The organism is Bosea sp. PAMC 26642 (assembly GCF_001562255.1).
In the GTDB taxonomy this organism is placed as follows: Bacteria; Pseudomonadota; Alphaproteobacteria; order Rhizobiales; family Beijerinckiaceae; genus Allobosea.
Genome location: NZ_CP014301.1, coordinates 4573208 through 4589054, shown reverse-complemented (window position 1 = coordinate 4589054; position 15847 = coordinate 4573208). Strand labels below are relative to the sequence as shown.

Here is a 15847-nt window from a genome sequence, read left to right as displayed (position 1 = left end):
AGATTTCCCGTGCGAATCGGTGGGGTAAGCGCATTGCGCCGTGTCTCACATGGCGCGGAGATTGTGTAAGGCAATCGCCGGTCGGCCTCCAGCACGCGCAGTGTCAGATCGTAGCCCCACCGGGTAGCCCGTCAGAACGCGACCTTGTCGGCGCCTTTGAGCTGCAGGATTTCGCGTGCGTCGGCGGGAGTCGCAATGTCGAGCCCCAGTCCCTCGATGATCATCCGCGCCGCCCGGACCTGATCGGCATTCGACTTCGCGAACTGTCCCGGTCCGAGCCAGAGCGAATCCTCAAGACCGACGCGCAGGTTGCCGCCCATCGACACCGCCATCGCGGCAATCGGAAGCTGGTGGCGGCCGGCACCCAGCACCGACCAGTGGTAGTCCTCGCCAAAGAGCCGGTCGGCGGTGCGCTTCATGTGGATGACGTCTTCCGGATGGGGGCCGATGCCGCCGAGGATGCCGAAGACCGACTGGACGAAGAAGGGCGGCTTGACCAGTCCGCGGTCGACGAAATGGGCCAGCGTATAGAGATGCCCGATATCGTAGCACTCGATCTCGAAGCGCGTGCCGTTCTCAGCGCAGGTCGTCAGGATGTTCTCGATGTCCTGGAAGGTGTTCTTGAAGATCCGATCCTTCGAGCCTTCGAGATATGGCCGTTCCCACTCGTGCTTGAAATCCTTGAAGCGCGCCAGCATCGGATAGAGCCCGAAATTCATCGAGCCCATGTTGAGCGAGGCGACCTCCGGCTTGAAATGCGCGCAGGGGCCGAGCCGCTCCTCGATGCCCATGGTCGGCGCACCGCCTGTGGTGATGTTGATGACGCAGTCGCTGCGCTGCTTGATCACCTTGAGGAAGGGCTCGAAGGCCTCCGGAGACTGGTCGGGCTGGCCGGTCACCGGATTGCGCGCATGGACATGCACCAGCGCCGCGCCAGCCTCGGCAGCCCCGACGGCGGCGTCGATGATCTCATCGGGCGTCACCGGCAGATAGGGCGACATCGAGGGCGTGTGGATCGCACCCGTCACCGCACAGGTGATGATGACTTTACGGGTTTTGGCCATGGCGTGTTGCCCTTCCGGCTAATCGTATTGGCTCTTGCCTGAACCGTCATCGCGAGCGCAGCAACAATCCAGAGAGCGTAAAGCCCGATGGGATTGCTGCGTCGGCTGCGCCTCCCGCTATGACGTGCGTGATCCAGTCATTCCGGCTTGCTCGCAGCCGCGCGCTTATGGGCCTGCAACGACGCCAGTCGCGTGTCGCGCCAGTCGCTGAGACGTTTCACACGCTCAACGCTTTGCGCCCCCGGCCACTCGCTCATCACGGTTGCGACCGTTTCCGCTCCAAACGGATCGCCACCGGCGCTCCCAGCCACCATACGGGTGAGCGAAGCGCCATAGCGGGCGCAGTAGTCGGGGATGCCGTCGGGTGCATTGAGTTCGATCGTCTCGAACGGCCCCATGAAGGACCAGCGCAGGCCGAGCCCGTCGCGGATCGTCTTGTCGACATCCTCCGCACTGGCGACGCCTTCGCCAACAAGCCGGAAGGCTTCCGCCAGCAGCACGGCCTGGAGCCGGTTGAGCACGAAGCCCGGCTTCTCCTTGCGCAGGGTAATCGGCACCTGCCCCGCCTGCTCGTAGATCGCCTTCGCGCGCTCGACGACGGCCGGATCAGTCCAGGGCGCCGGGGCAAGCTCGACGATCGGCACGAGATGGGGCGGGTTGACCGGGTGGCCGACGAGGCAGCGGGCGCGGCCCGCGAGGCCCTCGCTGAAGACCGAGGCCATGATGAAGGAGGTCGAGGATGCGAGGATGGTCATGGGCGCGGCGAGTGCGTCCATTTCCGCAAACAGCGCCTGCTTGGCAGGCACCGTCTCGGGACCGTTCTCTTGCACGAGGTCCGCGCCGGCAAGCACATCGGCGAGATCGGCGGCGACGCGGATACGGGCGAGCGAACCCTTGGGATCTGCGACGAGGCCATGGCCTGCGAGTTCTTCGAGATTGACCCCGATATGAGCACGCGCTGCCTCGGCTGCGCTGGCGACGGCATCATAAAGTGCAACCTCAAAGCCATGGCTGGCGAAGACGGTGGCCCAGGCGCGGCCGATCAGGCCGGAGCCGACGATGGCGATTTTGGTCATGCAGGAAAATCCTCAGGAAAACGCTTGCCGTCATTGCGAGCAAAGCGAAACAATCCGGGAGACGTCAAGCGCGCGGTCTGGATTGCTGCGCCGCGCTCGCAATAACGGGGTCGGTCTGGCGCGGCCATCACAGCCACAAAACCTGCCGCCTGAGCGCCAGATCCTGGCTCAGCGCCCGCGACGGGCCGGTGTGAACCACCGCGCCGCGCTCCAGCACCACCGTGCGGTCCGAGAGCGCGAGCGCGAGATCGAGATGGTGGTCGACGATGACGATCGCGATCTCCCGCCGCAGTTTGTCGAAGGCCTCGAACAACTCCTCGACGACGGCCGGCGCTAGCCCCTCGAAAGGCTCGTCGAGCAGCAGCACGCGGGTGTCGCCCGAGAGCGCGCGGGCCACCGCCACCATCTGTTGCTCGCCCCCGGAAAGGTAGTCGGCGGGCGAATGCCAGCGCTGCTTGATGCGCGGGAAGAAGGCGAATATCTTGTCGTCGTCCCAATGCGTGCCGTTGCCGGTGACGCGCTTGAGACGACCGAGTTCCATGTTGTCCTTGACGCTCATGCCGGCAAAGAGCCCGCGCCCCTGTGGCACATAGGCGATGCCCGCGCGTGCGATCGCGGCCGGCGGCTGGCCGGCGATGTTCTGGTTGGCCAGCGTGACGCTGCCGCTGGCAGGCGGGACGATCCCGGTGATGGTCTTGAGCAGGGTCGACTTGCCCGCGCCGTTGCGGCCGAGCAGGGCGACGATCTCGTTTTCATGCACATCCAGTGAAACCTGTCGCAGGATGTGGCTCTTGCCATAGAAGGTATCGACCTTGTCGAGGCCGAGCAGAACGCCCGGTCGGGCCGCGCTCTGGCGCGGTTTCTCCGCCAGCGCATGGGCGCCAGAGCCGATATAGATCTCCTGTACGCGCGGCGACGAGCGCGCATCCTCGACCGTGCCATCGACCAGCACCGAGCCTTCGTTCATCACCGTGACGTGGTCGGCGATGGCGAAGACGCGGTCGATATCGTGCTCGACCAGCAGCACCGGCAGGTCGGTCGAGATCGACTTGATCAGATTGCCGACGCGCTCGCGCTCGGCCGCCGCCAGACCGGCCAGCGGCTCGTCGAGCAGGAGAACGCGCGGCTTCGTCGCTAGCGCCAGCGACATGTCGAGAAGGCGCTGGCCACCATAGCTCAAAGATCCGGCCTCCGCCGTCTCGATGCCGCGCAGCCCCATCGTGTCGATCACGGTCGAGGTCTGCTCGTTGACCTCATCGAGTGCGCCTGCCGACTTCCAGAAGCCGAAGCGCTCGCTGGCGCGGGCCTGTACGGCGAGGCGCACATTCTCCTCGACTGACAGGGTCGGAAACAGGTTGGTGATCTGGAAAGCGCGGCCGATACCGGCCTGCGTGATCGCCTCCGGCGACATCCCGCCGATCTGGCGGCCACGCAGATGGACCTCTCCACGATCGGGCGGGAACAGCCCCGAGATCAGGTTGAAGGCCGTGGTCTTGCCGGCGCCGTTGGGGCCGATGAGCGCGTGCAGCCGCCGGTCGGCCATGGTGATATCGACGCCCTCCACCGCCTTGATGCCGCCGAAGCTCTTGGCGAGACCTCTCGCAGTCAGGATCGGGCCGTCGGTCATGTCGTCCGGCTTCATGAACGCCGGCAGCGTCACCGTTCCGGCCTTGCGCTCGGACATGGCGGCGTCGCCGACGGTCTGCTTGCGGAAGGGGCGCAGGATCCGCTCGCCGAAGCCGACGATGCCAGTCGGCGAGAACACGATGAAACCGACGAACAGCAGGCCGAACCAGAACAGCCAGTTCGGCGTGATGCTGGAGAGGTAGTCCCGGAAGATCACGAAGAAAAGCGCGCCCAGCGCCGGCCCCAGAAACGAACGCATCCCGCCGATCACGACCATGGCCAGCAACTCGCCGGAGAACGCGACCGAGATCGGCTCCGCCGAAGTCATGCGGTTGTTGAAGAGCAGGAGCGAACCGGCAAGCCCCGTCAGCGCCGCCGAAAGCGTGAAGGCGATCAGCTTGTAGCGGTCGGTGGAATAGCCGAGGAAGCGCGCGCGCTGTTCGTTTTCGCGGATGGCGACGAGCACGGTGCCGACCGGCGAGCGGTGGAAACGCCAGAGCCCGTAGACGACCGCCATCCCGACGATAGCCACGAGGACATAGAAGCTCGATGCCTGTTCGAAATCCACACCGAGGAAGAGCGGCCGCTTGATGCCGCCCAGCCCATCCTCGCCGCCGGTCAACGCGGTCCAGCGGAAGGCGACGGAATAGGTCATCGCGGCCAGAGCGAGCGTCAGCAGCGAGAAATAGACGCCCTTGCGCCGCAGGATCAGCGCGCCGAAGGCGAATGCAAGCAGCGCGACAAAGGCGACCGCGAACAGGATCGGCAGGACGAACTGGCCGGGCAGAAAATTGCGTTGCATCAGCCCTGCCGCATAGGCCGCCAATCCGAACCAGGCGCCATGGCCGAATGAGACAAGGCCTGTCGAGCCGACGAGGATGTTGAGCGCCATGCAGGCGATGGCGAAGACGACGATCTCGGTCGCCGAGGTGGTGCCGAGCCCGATGACGTGCATCAGGAACGGCAGGGCGACGAGGCCGGCGGCAGCGATGATGAGGGGCGCATGGTCGCGCTGGGTGCGGGTCATGGCGCTTACTCGAACCGCTGGATGCGTTCGCCGAAGAGGCCGCGTGGCCGAAACAGCAGGACGAGCAGCATCATCAGGTAGATCACGGCGGTGGACCATTGCGTGTAGCCGAGCCCGATGGTGATGCCCTTGACGAGGCCCACCAGCAGCGCCGCTACCACGACGCCCCAGAACGACCCGAGCCCGCCGATGACCACGACGACGAAGGCGGGCGTGATGATTTCCTGGCCCATGGCGGGATGGATCGAATAGATCGGCGCCAGCAGCACGCCGGCAAGCCCGGCGAGCCCGATGCCGATGCCGGCGACCGCGACCATGTAGGGCTGCAGCGAGATGCCGAGCGCGCCGACCATGTCGGGGTTCTGCACGCCCGCCCGCACGACGCGGCCGAAGGCGGTGCGCTGGAGCAGGAACCAAAGGCCGAGTACGCATCCCGCCGCGATCAGCAGCAGCATTGCCCGGTAGCGCGAGTAGATGAAGTCGCCGATGAAGATTTGGCCGCGCAGCGCCGGCGGGATCGAGAAGGAGAGCGGCGGCGCCCCGAAGATCATGCGCAGCGACTGCTCGGCCACCATCGCCAGCCCGAAGGTCAGCAGCAGCGAAAGGATCGGGTCCGAGCGGTAGAAGCGCTGGAAAAGCGTGCGTTCGACCGCGATGCCGATCAGCGCGACCAGCAGCGGCGATGCGATGATCGCGCCGCCGAAGCCGATATGGGGTGCCAGCACGATCGTGAGATAGGCGCCGATCGCATAGAAGGCGCCATGCGCCAGATTGACGATGCCGCCGAGCGAGAAGATCAGCGACAGGCCGAGCGCGATCAGGAGGTAGTAGACCCCGTCGAGCAGTCCGTTCAGCACCTGCTGGATGAAGAGGGTGAGCAAGGTGTGGCCTTTGCGTGTTCTTGGCTAACGCCGCGCCCGTCATCCCGAGCGACCGTAGGGAGACCCGGGATCCATGCCGGAACCGTTCAGGCATGGATCCCGGATCGGCGCCGCTGGCGCGGCTTGTCCGGGATGACGGCGCGTGTGTCTGGAAGGGCTAGTGGCCGTTCAGCTCATCTTGCAAACCGCCTCGTCGCCGCTGGTGGCGATCACCTCCATGTCCTCGCTCGGGCCCGGCACCGGGGGCGACGAGGTGAACAGGTCCCACTGGTTCTTGACCTGCGCTGCCGGCAAAGCGGTGATCGTGTACATCTCGCTGATGAGTTGGTGATCGGAGGCGCGGAAATAGCCCTCGCGGCCCTTGAGCACGTCGAACTTCGCGCCCTTCTCCCAATGCGCGAGGATCTTGGCGGTCTCGGTCGATTTCAGCTCGTTCATCGACTGGGCCATGATCTTCACCGCCATGTAGTCGCCCCAGGCCTGGTTCTCGGGCGGCTTGCCGTATTTCTTGGTGAAGGCGGCCACGAAAGTCTTGGTGCCGGGGGTGTCGATCAGGTGGTGCCAGACGCAAGGCCAGATGCCGCCGAAATTGTCCTTGCCCGCCGCCCAGGCAAGCGCCGTGTCGAAGCCGAAGCCCGCGACCGGAAAGGTCAGGCCGAACTCCGAATACTGCTTCAGGAAGTTCGTGATCTGGTTGCCGGCGAGGTTGGAAATCACGAGATCGGGCTTTGCCGCCCGGATCTCCAGCAGCAGCGCCGAGAAGTCGGTGGCGTCGGTCGGCACCAGCTTGTCGGCGGCGAACTGGCCGCCATTGGCCTCCATGAAGCGCTTGGCGACCTTGCTGAGATCATGGCCGAAGGCATAGTCCGCCGTCAGCGAGAACCATTTCTTGCCCTTGACCAGCCCCTGCGCCATCAGCGAACGGCCACAGCTTTTCACATACATCGAGTTCTGGTGCTCGACATGGAACATGTAGCGGTTGCAGCTTTCGCCCCGCAGCGCGTCCGAGTTGCCGCCGGTGTTGACGAACAGCGTTTTGTTGCGGGCCGCGACCTGCGAGATCGTCAGGCAGGAGGCCGACGAGATCTCGCCGAGGATGCAGGCGACCTTGTCGCGCTCGATCATGCGCTCGGCCTTGGTCGAGGCCGTCTGCGGGTTGACCGAATCCTCCTTCAACGCCTCGAGCTTGCGACCGTTGACGCCGCCTGACGCATTGATCTCCTCGACCGCGAGATCGACCGCCATCACGCCATATTCGCCGAGAGGGCCCAGAAAGCCTGTCCGCGGCGTCAGATGGCCGAAACGGATCGCGTCCGGAGTCTGCGCCAGGATGAGCGATGGGCTGGCGATAAGCCCCGTCGCCGCTCCTACGCCGAGTCCGGCCAATGCCTGACGGCGCGAGAGTCGGGTGGTGTTGAACTGGTCTGACATGCGTTCCTCCCAGAACGGGCGCCGTGCCTTTCCGGCATCGGCCGATTTGGTAGCGGTCTGATGCCGCTTGTCGTGATCTGTGATCACAGTTAAGTTGGCAGACATGACCGCTCGTGTCCAGCCCTTCCCGATCGCCTCCGAAAGCTCCGTCCTACCGTCAGGCGATCACGGTTCCGCGCTCGAACAGATCGGCGCCCTTCCTCGCGAAACGCTCGGCGAGCGCGTCACGGGGGAATTGCGGGCGTTGCTTGTCGCGGGACGGCTGGCGCCCGGCGAGAAGCTCTCCCTCCGGCGCGTGGCCGAAGCTCTCGGCGTCTCGATGATGCCGGTCCGCGAGGCCGTCAGCCGGCTTGCCGCCGATCGGGCATTGGAGGTCTTGCCGGGCCGGGCCGTGCGGGTTCCCGTGCTGACGCTGCAGCAGTTCCGCGAACTGACGCGGCTGCGACTCGTCGTCGAAGGTTTTGCGGCCGAGGAAGCGGCGCGCAGGGCCGGGCCCGAGGATATTGCACGGGTCGCAGAGCATGAGGCCTCGTTTCGCCAGGCTGCGAGCGCCGACCCGCCGGACACGGCCGGCGCAGTCGCAGCCAACCGCGATCTGCATTTCGCACTCTATGATGCGGCCGGGATGCCGAGCCTGATCGAGATGATCGAGCGGCTCTGGCTCAAGGCCGGGCCGATCCTCAATCTCGACATGAGAGGCGAGCCGCGCCGTCTCAAGGGCGGCAGCGCCATGCTGGCCCATGCGCAACTGCTGGAGGCCTTGCGGCGACAGGATGGCGCCGCGGCGCGCGCCGCTCTGGAAGACGACATCAGGGCAGCCGCTGCGCATATCGAGGATACGGGCCAACTTGGCGCCTGAGACGATCGAAGAAGGAGACCTGGGGATGGATCTGCAAATCGAGGGCCTGCGCGTGCTGGTGACGGCCGGCGCCAACGGTATCGGCCGCGCCACCGCGCGTGCCTTCGCGGCGGAGGGGGCGAAGGTCCATATCTGCGACGTCGACCGAGCCGCATTGGCAGAGATGGCGGAGAGCGACCCGGCGATGACGCAGTCGTTCTGCGACGTGTCCGACCGCAAGGCGGTGGCCCGCCTCTTCGAGGAGACGATTGCTGCGCTGGGCGGGCTCGATTCTCTCGTCAACAATGCCGGCATCGCGGGCCCGACCGGCCGCGTCGACGAGATCGACCCGGCAGACTGGGATTCCTGCGTTGCCATCGACCTGACCGGGCAGTTCAACTGCACGCGGCTCGCCGTGCCGCATCTCAAGCAGTCGCAAAATGCCTCGATCGTCAACCTGTCGAGTCAGGCCGGCAAGCATGGCTTCCCGCTGCGCTCGCCCTATGCTGCCGCGAAATGGGGTGTAATCGGCTTCACCAAGGCACTTTCGGCCGAACTGGGCGAGTTCGGCATCCGGGCCAATGCGATCTGCCCCGGCCTCGTCGAGGGACCACGCATCCAGAGCGTCATTGCCCACAAGGCGCGCAGCATGAATGTCTCGCATGAGGAGATGACGCAGCGCCTGTTCGCAGGGGTCTCGATCAAGCAGTTCGTTGATCCCAGCGACATCGCCAGACAGATCGTCTTTTTGGCCTCGCCCTTCGCCAAGACGATTTCCGGCCAGGAAATCTCGGTCTGCGGCGACACGCGAATGCTGAGCTAGGTTTCGATCCTGCGCGCGAGGGCGATGGCGATGCGGCCGATCTCGCAAAATGCCACAGCGTTAAGGGATCGCTGACGGTCGCCATCCAGAATGCGTCTGATTCGGCAATGTGTGCCATTCAGCATCGGGTGCGATCGAGATGGGTGTAGTTCTGCAGTTCAGGCTTCCGCCACCAGAATTTGATATCGAGTTACCGACCGAACTGGATCTGCTGTCTGCCGTCGATTTTGCGCTGCGCGACCTGTCCGATATTTCCCGCCAGACCGACTTGCAGGCGGTGCGTGAGCAGGCTCTGCAATGCCGCGATATGCTCGAGGCGGCCTATCTGGCGGCAGCTGGGTAGACCCGGCTACAGGATCCTGGCAAGGCAATCGCCGCCACCTGAAAGACTCGACCGCGGGCGCGTTCGTCAGTCTTTCGGCCGCCGATACTCGGAAGGTGCTGCATGATAACCCGATGGATACGTTCCCTGCAGCAGCATATCCAGCTCTGGGGCCACCTCGGCTTCAACATCCTGAAGGCCATCGCTCTCAGCACCGTGGCTGGCATCATAGGCCTCCTGTTCCTGCTTGGTTTCGAGGTCGCGGCAATGCTCGACTAGGTCGATCCGGCCTGCCTGCCGATGCCTCAAGTCCGGCATCAGCACTGCGTTCATTGCCACGAGGCCGCCCAAACAGCCGGCGATACTCCGACGATGACGGAACAGATTGGGCCGCGAAGGGTTGAGCCTCGACCTAAAGGAGGCATCATCATGGGTCGCGGCATACTGCTCTGGATGTTAGGCATCCCTCTACCGATCATCCTTCTTCTCGCGTTCTTTCGATAAGATCGAATTAACGGGACCGACCGGTACTGCCGGTCGGGTTTGCCCGTGTCAGTGGACGCCGGCGGTGACGAAGGTCTTGAGTTCAGGCGTCTGGGGATTCGCGAAGACCTCTTTTGAGGGTCCGCTTTCCCAGATCTTGCCCTGATGCATGAAGACGGTGGTGCTCGCGACATTGCGGGCAAAATTCATCTCATGGGTCACCAGAAGCATGGTCATGCCGCCTTTCGCCAGCTTCTCCATCACCAGTAGAACTTCGCCGGTCAGTTCCGGATCGAGCGCCGAAGTAACCTCGTCGAACAGCATCACCTTGGGCCGCATCGCTAGCGAACGGGCGATGGCGACACGCTGCTGCTGGCCGCCGGACAGGTTGTCGGGATAGCTGTCGAACTTCTCCGACAAACCAACTTGAGCCAGTACCTCCTCGGCCAGTGTCTTCGCCTCCGCCTGCGGCACATTCTGTGTGATGCGCGGCGACAGCATGATGTTCTGGCCGACCGTCAGATGCGGGAACAGGTTGTAGCTCTGGAAGACGATGCCGACATCCTTGCGCAGTTCGCGCAGGTGCTTGGGATCCTGGTCGAGCTTATGTCCGGCGACCTCGATCCGGCCGGCGTGGAATGGTTCCAGCCCGTTGATGCAGCGCAGCAGCGTGCTTTTGCCGGAGCCGCTGCGGCCGATCAGGGCGACGACCTGACCGGTTTCAACCGTGAGCGAGACGCCCTTCAGGACCTCGAGATTACCGAACTTCTTGTAGACATCGTCAATGAGGACGGCTGGCATTCATCACCTTTTCGAGATGTCGGCTGAGCCTGGAAAGCGGGAAGCAGATGGCGAAATAGATCGCACCCACGAAGGTGAAAATCTGGAAGGCCTGATAGGTCGCGTTGTTGACCAGCATCCCGGCGCGCATCAGGTCGACGAAGCCGACGACCTGGACGATCGAGGTGTTCTTCACGAGCTGGACCAGGAATCCGACCGTCGGCGGCAGCGAGATCCGGATGGCTTGCGGCAGGATGATGTAGCGATACTGCTGCGTGGTGGTCAGCGCCAGCGAGGCCGACGCCTCCCATTGCTGGCGCGGTACCGACTCGATCGAGCCGCGCCAGATATCGGCGAGATAGGCCGAGACGTAGATCGCCAGCGACGCCGAAGCCGCGAAGAAGGGCGGCAGCTCGATGCCGATCGCCGAGAGCCCGTAATAGCTCATGAACAGCACCATGAGCACCGGGATCGACTGAATCACCAGGATGTAGCCGGCCGCAAAGCGGCGCAACGCCCTGACCCGCGACAGCCGCATGAGTGCGAAGACACCACCGATGCTGCCGCCGATGACGAAGGCGATGGCGGTGAGTGCCAGCGTCCAGCTTGCGGAACGCAGAATGAAATAGGCCTCTGGCCAGCCGAAGGTCTGCATCAGGCGGCCTCCCCATGGGCGTCGGAGAGGCGGGCGAGCCCGGACACCTGCGGGAAGATCCTGCGGCCGAGCCAGTTCAGGAAGAGCTTCAGCGAGAGCGCGAGAACGAGATAAATGACCGTGACGACGATATAGGTCTCGAAACTCCGAAACGTATCCGCCTCAATGATCGCGGCCGTACCCGAGAGCTCCTGCACAGAGACAAAAGAGCAGATCGAGGAGGCGAGCATCATCAGCACGAACTGGCTCGACAGCGCCGGCCAGACGCGGGCGAAGGCGGGCTTCAGCACGACGTGCTGGAAGACCTCGCGCTTGCTCATCGCCAGCGCCAGCCCGGCCTCGATCTGCGATTTGTGGATTGAATCGACGCCCGCCCGGATGATCTCGGTCGCATAGGCGGCGAGGTTCAGCGTCATCGCCAGAAGCGAGGCTTCGAGGCCGTTCATGCGGATGCCGATCTGCGGCAACCCGAAGAAGATCATGAAGAGCTGCACCAGGAAGGGCGTGTTGCGCATCAGCTCGACATAGGCATCGACGATATAGCCTGCCCAGCTGCCAGCAAGGCTACGCAATGCAGACATCAGCGTCGCCAGCACGAGACCCAGCCCGATCGCGACGAAAGAAAGGCCGATCGTCAGCAGGACCCCGTTCAGGATCATCGGCCATCTGGCAATAATGTCTTGGAAGAGCAACGGAGCGCTCCTTCAACCTTCGAAGGCGAAAATCGCCGGTGCACCAAGGCACACCGGCGCGTTCATGTGTCGGCTCAGAAGGTCGGCAGTGGCGGCAGCGGGCTGCCGACCCACTTCTGCGAGATCGCGTCGAGCTCGCCATTCTGCTTGACGTAGTAGATGAAGTTGTTGAGCCACTGGCGCAGCTCGTAGGCGTCCTTGCGCATGGTCATCGAGTTGGGCTGGACACCGAAAACGAATTTCAGCTCGGTCTCGGTCTCGCCGCGGGCTTTCATGGCTGCGTTGGCCTGGGCATCGGGCCCGGCGATGGCTTCGACCTGTCCTGAGAACAGCGCCTGCATTACGGTGGCGTCGTCCTCGAAGCGCAGGATGGTGAGGTTAAGTTCCTTCTCGCGGCTGGTGAACTCGCGCTCGACACTGGAGCCGCGGTTGACGCCGACCTTCTTGCCCTTGAGATCGGCCCAGGTTTTGACGGCGACGTTCTTCTTGGCGTAGATGCCGGTCTGGAAAGCGCTGTAGGGGATCGAGAACATCACCGCCTTGGCGCGCTCGGGCGTCGGGGCCAGCGTGGCGACGAGAAAATCGACCTTGTTGGCCTCCAGCGCCGGGATGCGGGCCGGCGGGGTGAGCTGCACCATCTCGACCTTGACGCCGAGATATTTGCCGATCAGCGCGATCACATCGGCATCGTAGCCGATCGCATTACCCTGCGAATCGACCGAGCCGTAGGGCGGCGCGCCGATCAGCACGCCGATCTTGACCGAGCCGCGCTTGATGATGTCGGTGACGCTCTGGGCCGAGGCCGGGCTCGTGGCCGCCAGCAGGCCGGCGCCGAGTGCGAGCAACGTGCCGGCGATCTTGAAATGTTTCGAGAAGCTCATCGATGCGTTTCCTTGGGTTCGGGAATCAGGTTCTTGTGCTCCGGCTTCGATCGGCCGGTTGGCTTTGCGTGTCAGGAGGCGGATCGTCCCTCTCGCACCACGTTCAGGAGTGCGGCGCCGGAGAAGCACCGCTTGATGTTGTCAGCCATGGTCTGCTGGCGGCGCCGGATGGTTCCGCTCGTCCAGCCGGACATGTGAGGGGTCATTAAAACGTTTGAAAGCTCATGAAAAGGCAGCTTCGACGGCAGGATATCGGGCTGTCCCGGATTGGGATACTGATACCATGTATCGATGACCGCCCCGCCGATCCGGTCCGTCTCCAAGGCCTCGAACAGTGCGGCCTCGTCGATCGTCGGCCCCCGCCCGACGTTGAGAATGACAGCGTCCTTGCGCATCGCCGCCAGAGCCGCGGCGCCGACGATCCCCGTGGTTTCGGCGGTCAGAGGCACCGAGACGACGACGGCATCGACCGAGCCGCAGAGTGCCTCGATCTCGTCAAGCGTATAGGCCCGGTCAACCAGCTCGGAGACGGGCACGGCGCTGCGGTTAGCAACGTGGACCTGCATCTCGAATGCCTTGGCGCGGCGGGCGATCGCCTTGCCGATATGGCCGAAACCGATGAGGCCGATCGTCTTGCCGGCGATCTCGCCATGGACCCGGTCCGGCGAGCCGGCCCAGTAGGCCCAGTCACCCTGCCGCAGGCGCCGATCCGCATCGGCCAGCGGGATAGCTCGGGCGAGCAGTGCGCTCATCACATATTCTGCGATCGCCTGCTCATGGCCAAAGCAGTTGCAGACGCTGGCCGCCGCGGGCAGCAGCCCGAGATCGACGGCGTCATAGCCAGCACCAGGAACATGGAACAGTCGCAATGCCGGCGGCTGCGGCAGACTGGCATCGAACTTCACACCGATGATCGCTTCCGCTTCGGCATAGGCGCGCCGGTCGGCTTCGCTGGCAAGGCTGTCGGGCAGGATCGCGACATCGGCCTGTGGCCCGACAAGGTCGGCGAAGCCGGCGCTGAAGGAGGCGGCGTTTTCGCCGTGGAAGATGATGCGCATGGGTGGCGTTGTCCTGGCTGTCAGGGGTGTTTGGGGTTCAGGCGCCAAGCAGAGGCTCGACACTGCAGTCCAGCAGAGACGGATCGATGCGGGCTTCCATCTCGTCGAACATCGTGTCGACGAAGCCGATCAGCGCGTCCGAGGCCGCGACAGCCCGTTCCGCATGTCTGGTCGCGACGGCGTTCAGCACGGCCAGATGGTGGTCGATCGAACCCGCAAGGCTCGTCTTCTCCGACATATAGCTATGGTGGATGAAGCCGATGCGCCGAAAGATCGTATGGAGCGGCCGCAGCGTGTGCTCCAGAAAGGGCTCGCCGGCGGCTGCGAGCACCATCTGATCGATGCGGCGGTCGAGCGTGTTGAATTCGGCCAGCGTCAGTCCCTCGCGCTTCTCGCGCAGGAGCCTTTCCATGTGCAGCATCTGGTTGCGATGCGAGGGGCCGGCGCGCTCGGCGGCGAGCCTGATCACGAAGCGCTCGATGTCGCGGCGCAGATGCAGCAGCACGCGTTCGCGCGCAAGGTCGATCGGGGCGATCTGCAGCCCATGGCGCGGGCGGATGATGATCAGCGTGTCGGCGGCAAGACGGTTGACGGCGTGATGCACCGGCGTCCGGCCGAAGCCGGTCATCTCCTGGAGATCCTGCATGGCGAGGAAGCGGCCGGGAGCCAGCTCGCATCTGACGAGCAGTTCCTCGATGCGGTGATAGGCGAGTTCGAACAGATTGACGCGATTGCGCCGCTGCGGCGCACCCGTTTCACCCTCTTCGACCAGCCGCGGGCGGCTTGGACGCTTGGCCATGTCTCGTTTCCTCATCGCGGAACTCGTTGAACGGTTCCATCTTGCGATCGACCATAAACATGTTGTGATATTTTACAAGCGCTCTTATGGTCGTCTCGCTTTATGCCACCGATCCGATCTGAGAGGTCGCCTCAGTGGCCATCAACCGAGGTGTTCCACGGCCCAAGGCCGGTGAAGAACGCCCGCCGCCAGGGAGGCAGGCCGTGAAAATAACCGCGATCGAAACGCTGCGGACGGAAGAGTTCGCCAATGTCCTGTGGGTACGCGTGCATACCGATGCGGGCATCATCGGGCTGGGCGAGACATTTTATGGGGCCGGCGCCGTCGAGTCGCATCTGCACGATACGCTGGCGATGCGGCTGCTCGGCAAGAACCCGCTGCATATCGAGGCGCTGCACCGCGAGATGACCAACCTGCCGATGGCGCAGGCCTCGACGGGCGTGGAATCCCGCGCGACCTCGGCGGTCGACATCGCGCTGTGGGACGTGTTCGGCAAGGTCTGCGGCCAGCCGGTGCACCAGATGCTCGGCGGCCTGTGCCGCGACAAGCAGCGCATCTACAACACCTGCGCCGGCTACAATTATGTCCGTACGAACAACATCAAGCCGATCTCGACCTGGAATCTCGGCGAGACCGAAGGCCCCTATGAGGATCTCGACGGCTTCATGAACCGCGCCGACGCGGTCGCGGAGAGCCTGCTGGAAAGCGGCATCACGGCGATGAAGATCTGGCCGTTCGACCCAGCGGGAATCGAGAACCAGGGCCTCCACATCACGCCCGACCAGATGCGCCGGGCCTGCGAGCCCTTCGAGAAGATCCGCAAGGCCGTGGGCGACAAGATCGAGATCATGGTCGAGATGCATTCGCTCTGGAACCTGCCGACCGCGATCAAGATCGCTCGCGTGCTCGAGCAGTACAGCCCGACCTGGTACGAGGATCCGATCCGGATGAACTCGCCGCAGGCGCTGGCGGAATTCGCGCGCTCGACGACCGTTTCGGTCTGCGCCAGCGAAACACTAGGCTCGCGCTTCCCCTACAAGGACATGCTCGACCGCGACGCCATGCACATCGTCATGGCCGATCTCTGCTGGACAGGCGGTCTCACCGAGGGCCGCAAGATCGCGGCGATGGCGGACACCTATCACCGCCCCTTCGCGCCGCATGACTGCATCGGCCCGGTCGGCTTCATCGCGGCGATCCACGCCTCCTTCAGCCAGCCCAACACGCTGATCCAGGAATCGGTGCGCGCCTTCTACACCGGCTGGTACAACGAACTCGTCGATACAATGCCTACCATCAAGGACGGCTATGTCCTGCCGATGGAAGGGCCGGGGCTCGGTGTCGAGTTGCTGCCCGCCGTCTTCGACCGTTCGGACCTCACCGTCCGCCGCTCCAGCTTGTGAGATCGGCC

The 15847-nt window shown here is 64.2% G+C and carries 16 protein-coding genes; 4 read left to right on the top strand and 12 right to left on the bottom strand.

Annotation, left to right across the window (positions count from 1 at the left end):
* Positions 1-131: 131 nt before the first annotated feature.
* The 5 genes from AXW83_RS21950 to AXW83_RS21930 form a co-directional block, all read right to left on the bottom strand.
* Positions 132-1064, bottom strand: coding sequence for a 3,5-dioxohexanoate:acetyl-CoA acetone transferase (locus tag AXW83_RS21950; RefSeq protein WP_066617308.1), 933 nt, complete (start codon positions 1062-1064; stop codon positions 132-134).
* A 137-nt stretch (positions 1065-1201) separates the two neighbouring features.
* On the bottom strand, positions 1202-2140 hold the full coding sequence (locus AXW83_RS21945) for a 3-hydroxyacyl-CoA dehydrogenase (RefSeq protein ID WP_066617304.1): 939 nt from the start codon (positions 2138-2140) through the stop codon (positions 1202-1204).
* A gap of 127 nt (positions 2141-2267) precedes the next feature.
* Positions 2268-4793: a branched-chain amino acid ABC transporter ATP-binding protein/permease gene (locus tag AXW83_RS21940; RefSeq protein WP_066617301.1), complete on the bottom strand. Its 2526-nt coding sequence runs from the start codon at positions 4791-4793 to the stop codon at positions 2268-2270.
* Between the two features lie 5 nt (positions 4794-4798).
* On the bottom strand, positions 4799-5674 hold the full coding sequence (locus AXW83_RS21935) for a branched-chain amino acid ABC transporter permease (RefSeq protein ID WP_066617299.1): 876 nt from the start codon (positions 5672-5674) through the stop codon (positions 4799-4801).
* A gap of 168 nt (positions 5675-5842) precedes the next feature.
* Complete coding sequence (locus AXW83_RS21930) at positions 5843-7105, bottom strand: ABC transporter substrate-binding protein (protein WP_066621049.1); 1263 nt, start codon at positions 7103-7105, stop codon at positions 5843-5845.
* Between the two features lie 103 nt (positions 7106-7208).
* Here AXW83_RS21930 and AXW83_RS21925 point away from each other — a divergent pair, with 103 nt between their 5' ends.
* The 3 genes from AXW83_RS21925 to AXW83_RS21915 all read left to right on the top strand — a co-directional run bounded on the left by AXW83_RS21925 (position 7209) and on the right by AXW83_RS21915 (position 9109).
* Positions 7209-7964 (top strand): GntR family transcriptional regulator, encoded by a 756-nt coding sequence (locus AXW83_RS21925; RefSeq protein WP_082767318.1) that lies wholly within the window; start codon positions 7209-7211, stop codon positions 7962-7964.
* A 25-nt stretch (positions 7965-7989) separates the two neighbouring features.
* Positions 7990-8766 carry an SDR family oxidoreductase gene (locus AXW83_RS21920; protein ID WP_066617297.1) on the top strand — a complete coding sequence of 259 codons (777 nt, stop codon included), beginning with the start codon at positions 7990-7992 and terminating at the stop codon, positions 8764-8766.
* Between the two features lie 139 nt (positions 8767-8905).
* Positions 8906-9109 carry a hypothetical protein gene (locus AXW83_RS21915; RefSeq protein ID WP_066617292.1) on the top strand — a complete coding sequence of 68 codons (204 nt, stop codon included), beginning with the start codon at positions 8906-8908 and terminating at the stop codon, positions 9107-9109.
* A 66-nt stretch (positions 9110-9175) separates the two neighbouring features.
* Here AXW83_RS21915 and AXW83_RS27315 read toward each other — a convergent pair whose 3' ends face one another.
* The 7 genes from AXW83_RS27315 to AXW83_RS21885 form a co-directional block, all read right to left on the bottom strand.
* Positions 9176-9421: a hypothetical protein gene (locus AXW83_RS27315; protein ID WP_156640291.1), complete on the bottom strand. Its 246-nt coding sequence runs from the start codon at positions 9419-9421 to the stop codon at positions 9176-9178.
* 219 nt (positions 9422-9640) lie between these two features.
* Positions 9641-10372: an amino acid ABC transporter ATP-binding protein gene (locus AXW83_RS21910; RefSeq protein ID WP_066617285.1), complete on the bottom strand. Its 732-nt coding sequence runs from the start codon at positions 10370-10372 to the stop codon at positions 9641-9643.
* Positions 10353-11006: an amino acid ABC transporter permease gene (locus AXW83_RS21905; RefSeq protein ID WP_066617276.1), complete on the bottom strand. Its 654-nt coding sequence runs from the start codon at positions 11004-11006 to the stop codon at positions 10353-10355. Before AXW83_RS21905 ends, AXW83_RS21910 begins: the two co-directional genes overlap by 20 nt.
* The gene (locus AXW83_RS21900) at positions 11006-11665 is read right to left on the bottom strand and encodes an amino acid ABC transporter permease (RefSeq protein WP_066621044.1); all 660 of its coding nucleotides are present in this window, start codon (positions 11663-11665) and stop codon (positions 11006-11008) included. The genes AXW83_RS21905 and AXW83_RS21900 overlap by 1 nt, the downstream gene beginning before the upstream one ends.
* 107 nt (positions 11666-11772) lie before the next feature.
* Positions 11773-12579: a transporter substrate-binding domain-containing protein gene (locus AXW83_RS21895; protein WP_066617274.1), complete on the bottom strand. Its 807-nt coding sequence runs from the start codon at positions 12577-12579 to the stop codon at positions 11773-11775.
* A 71-nt stretch (positions 12580-12650) separates the two neighbouring features.
* Complete coding sequence (locus tag AXW83_RS21890; protein WP_066617273.1) at positions 12651-13637, bottom strand: 2-hydroxyacid dehydrogenase; 987 nt, start codon at positions 13635-13637, stop codon at positions 12651-12653.
* Positions 13638-13674: 37 nt separating this feature from the next.
* Positions 13675-14436, bottom strand: coding sequence for a GntR family transcriptional regulator (locus AXW83_RS21885; protein WP_066617270.1), 762 nt, complete (start codon positions 14434-14436; stop codon positions 13675-13677).
* A gap of 203 nt (positions 14437-14639) precedes the next feature.
* On the opposite strand from AXW83_RS21885, the gene AXW83_RS21880 reads away from it, so the two are divergent.
* Positions 14640-15839: a mandelate racemase/muconate lactonizing enzyme family protein gene (locus AXW83_RS21880; protein WP_066617267.1), complete on the top strand. Its 1200-nt coding sequence runs from the start codon at positions 14640-14642 to the stop codon at positions 15837-15839.
* Positions 15840-15847: the final 8 nt, after the last annotated feature.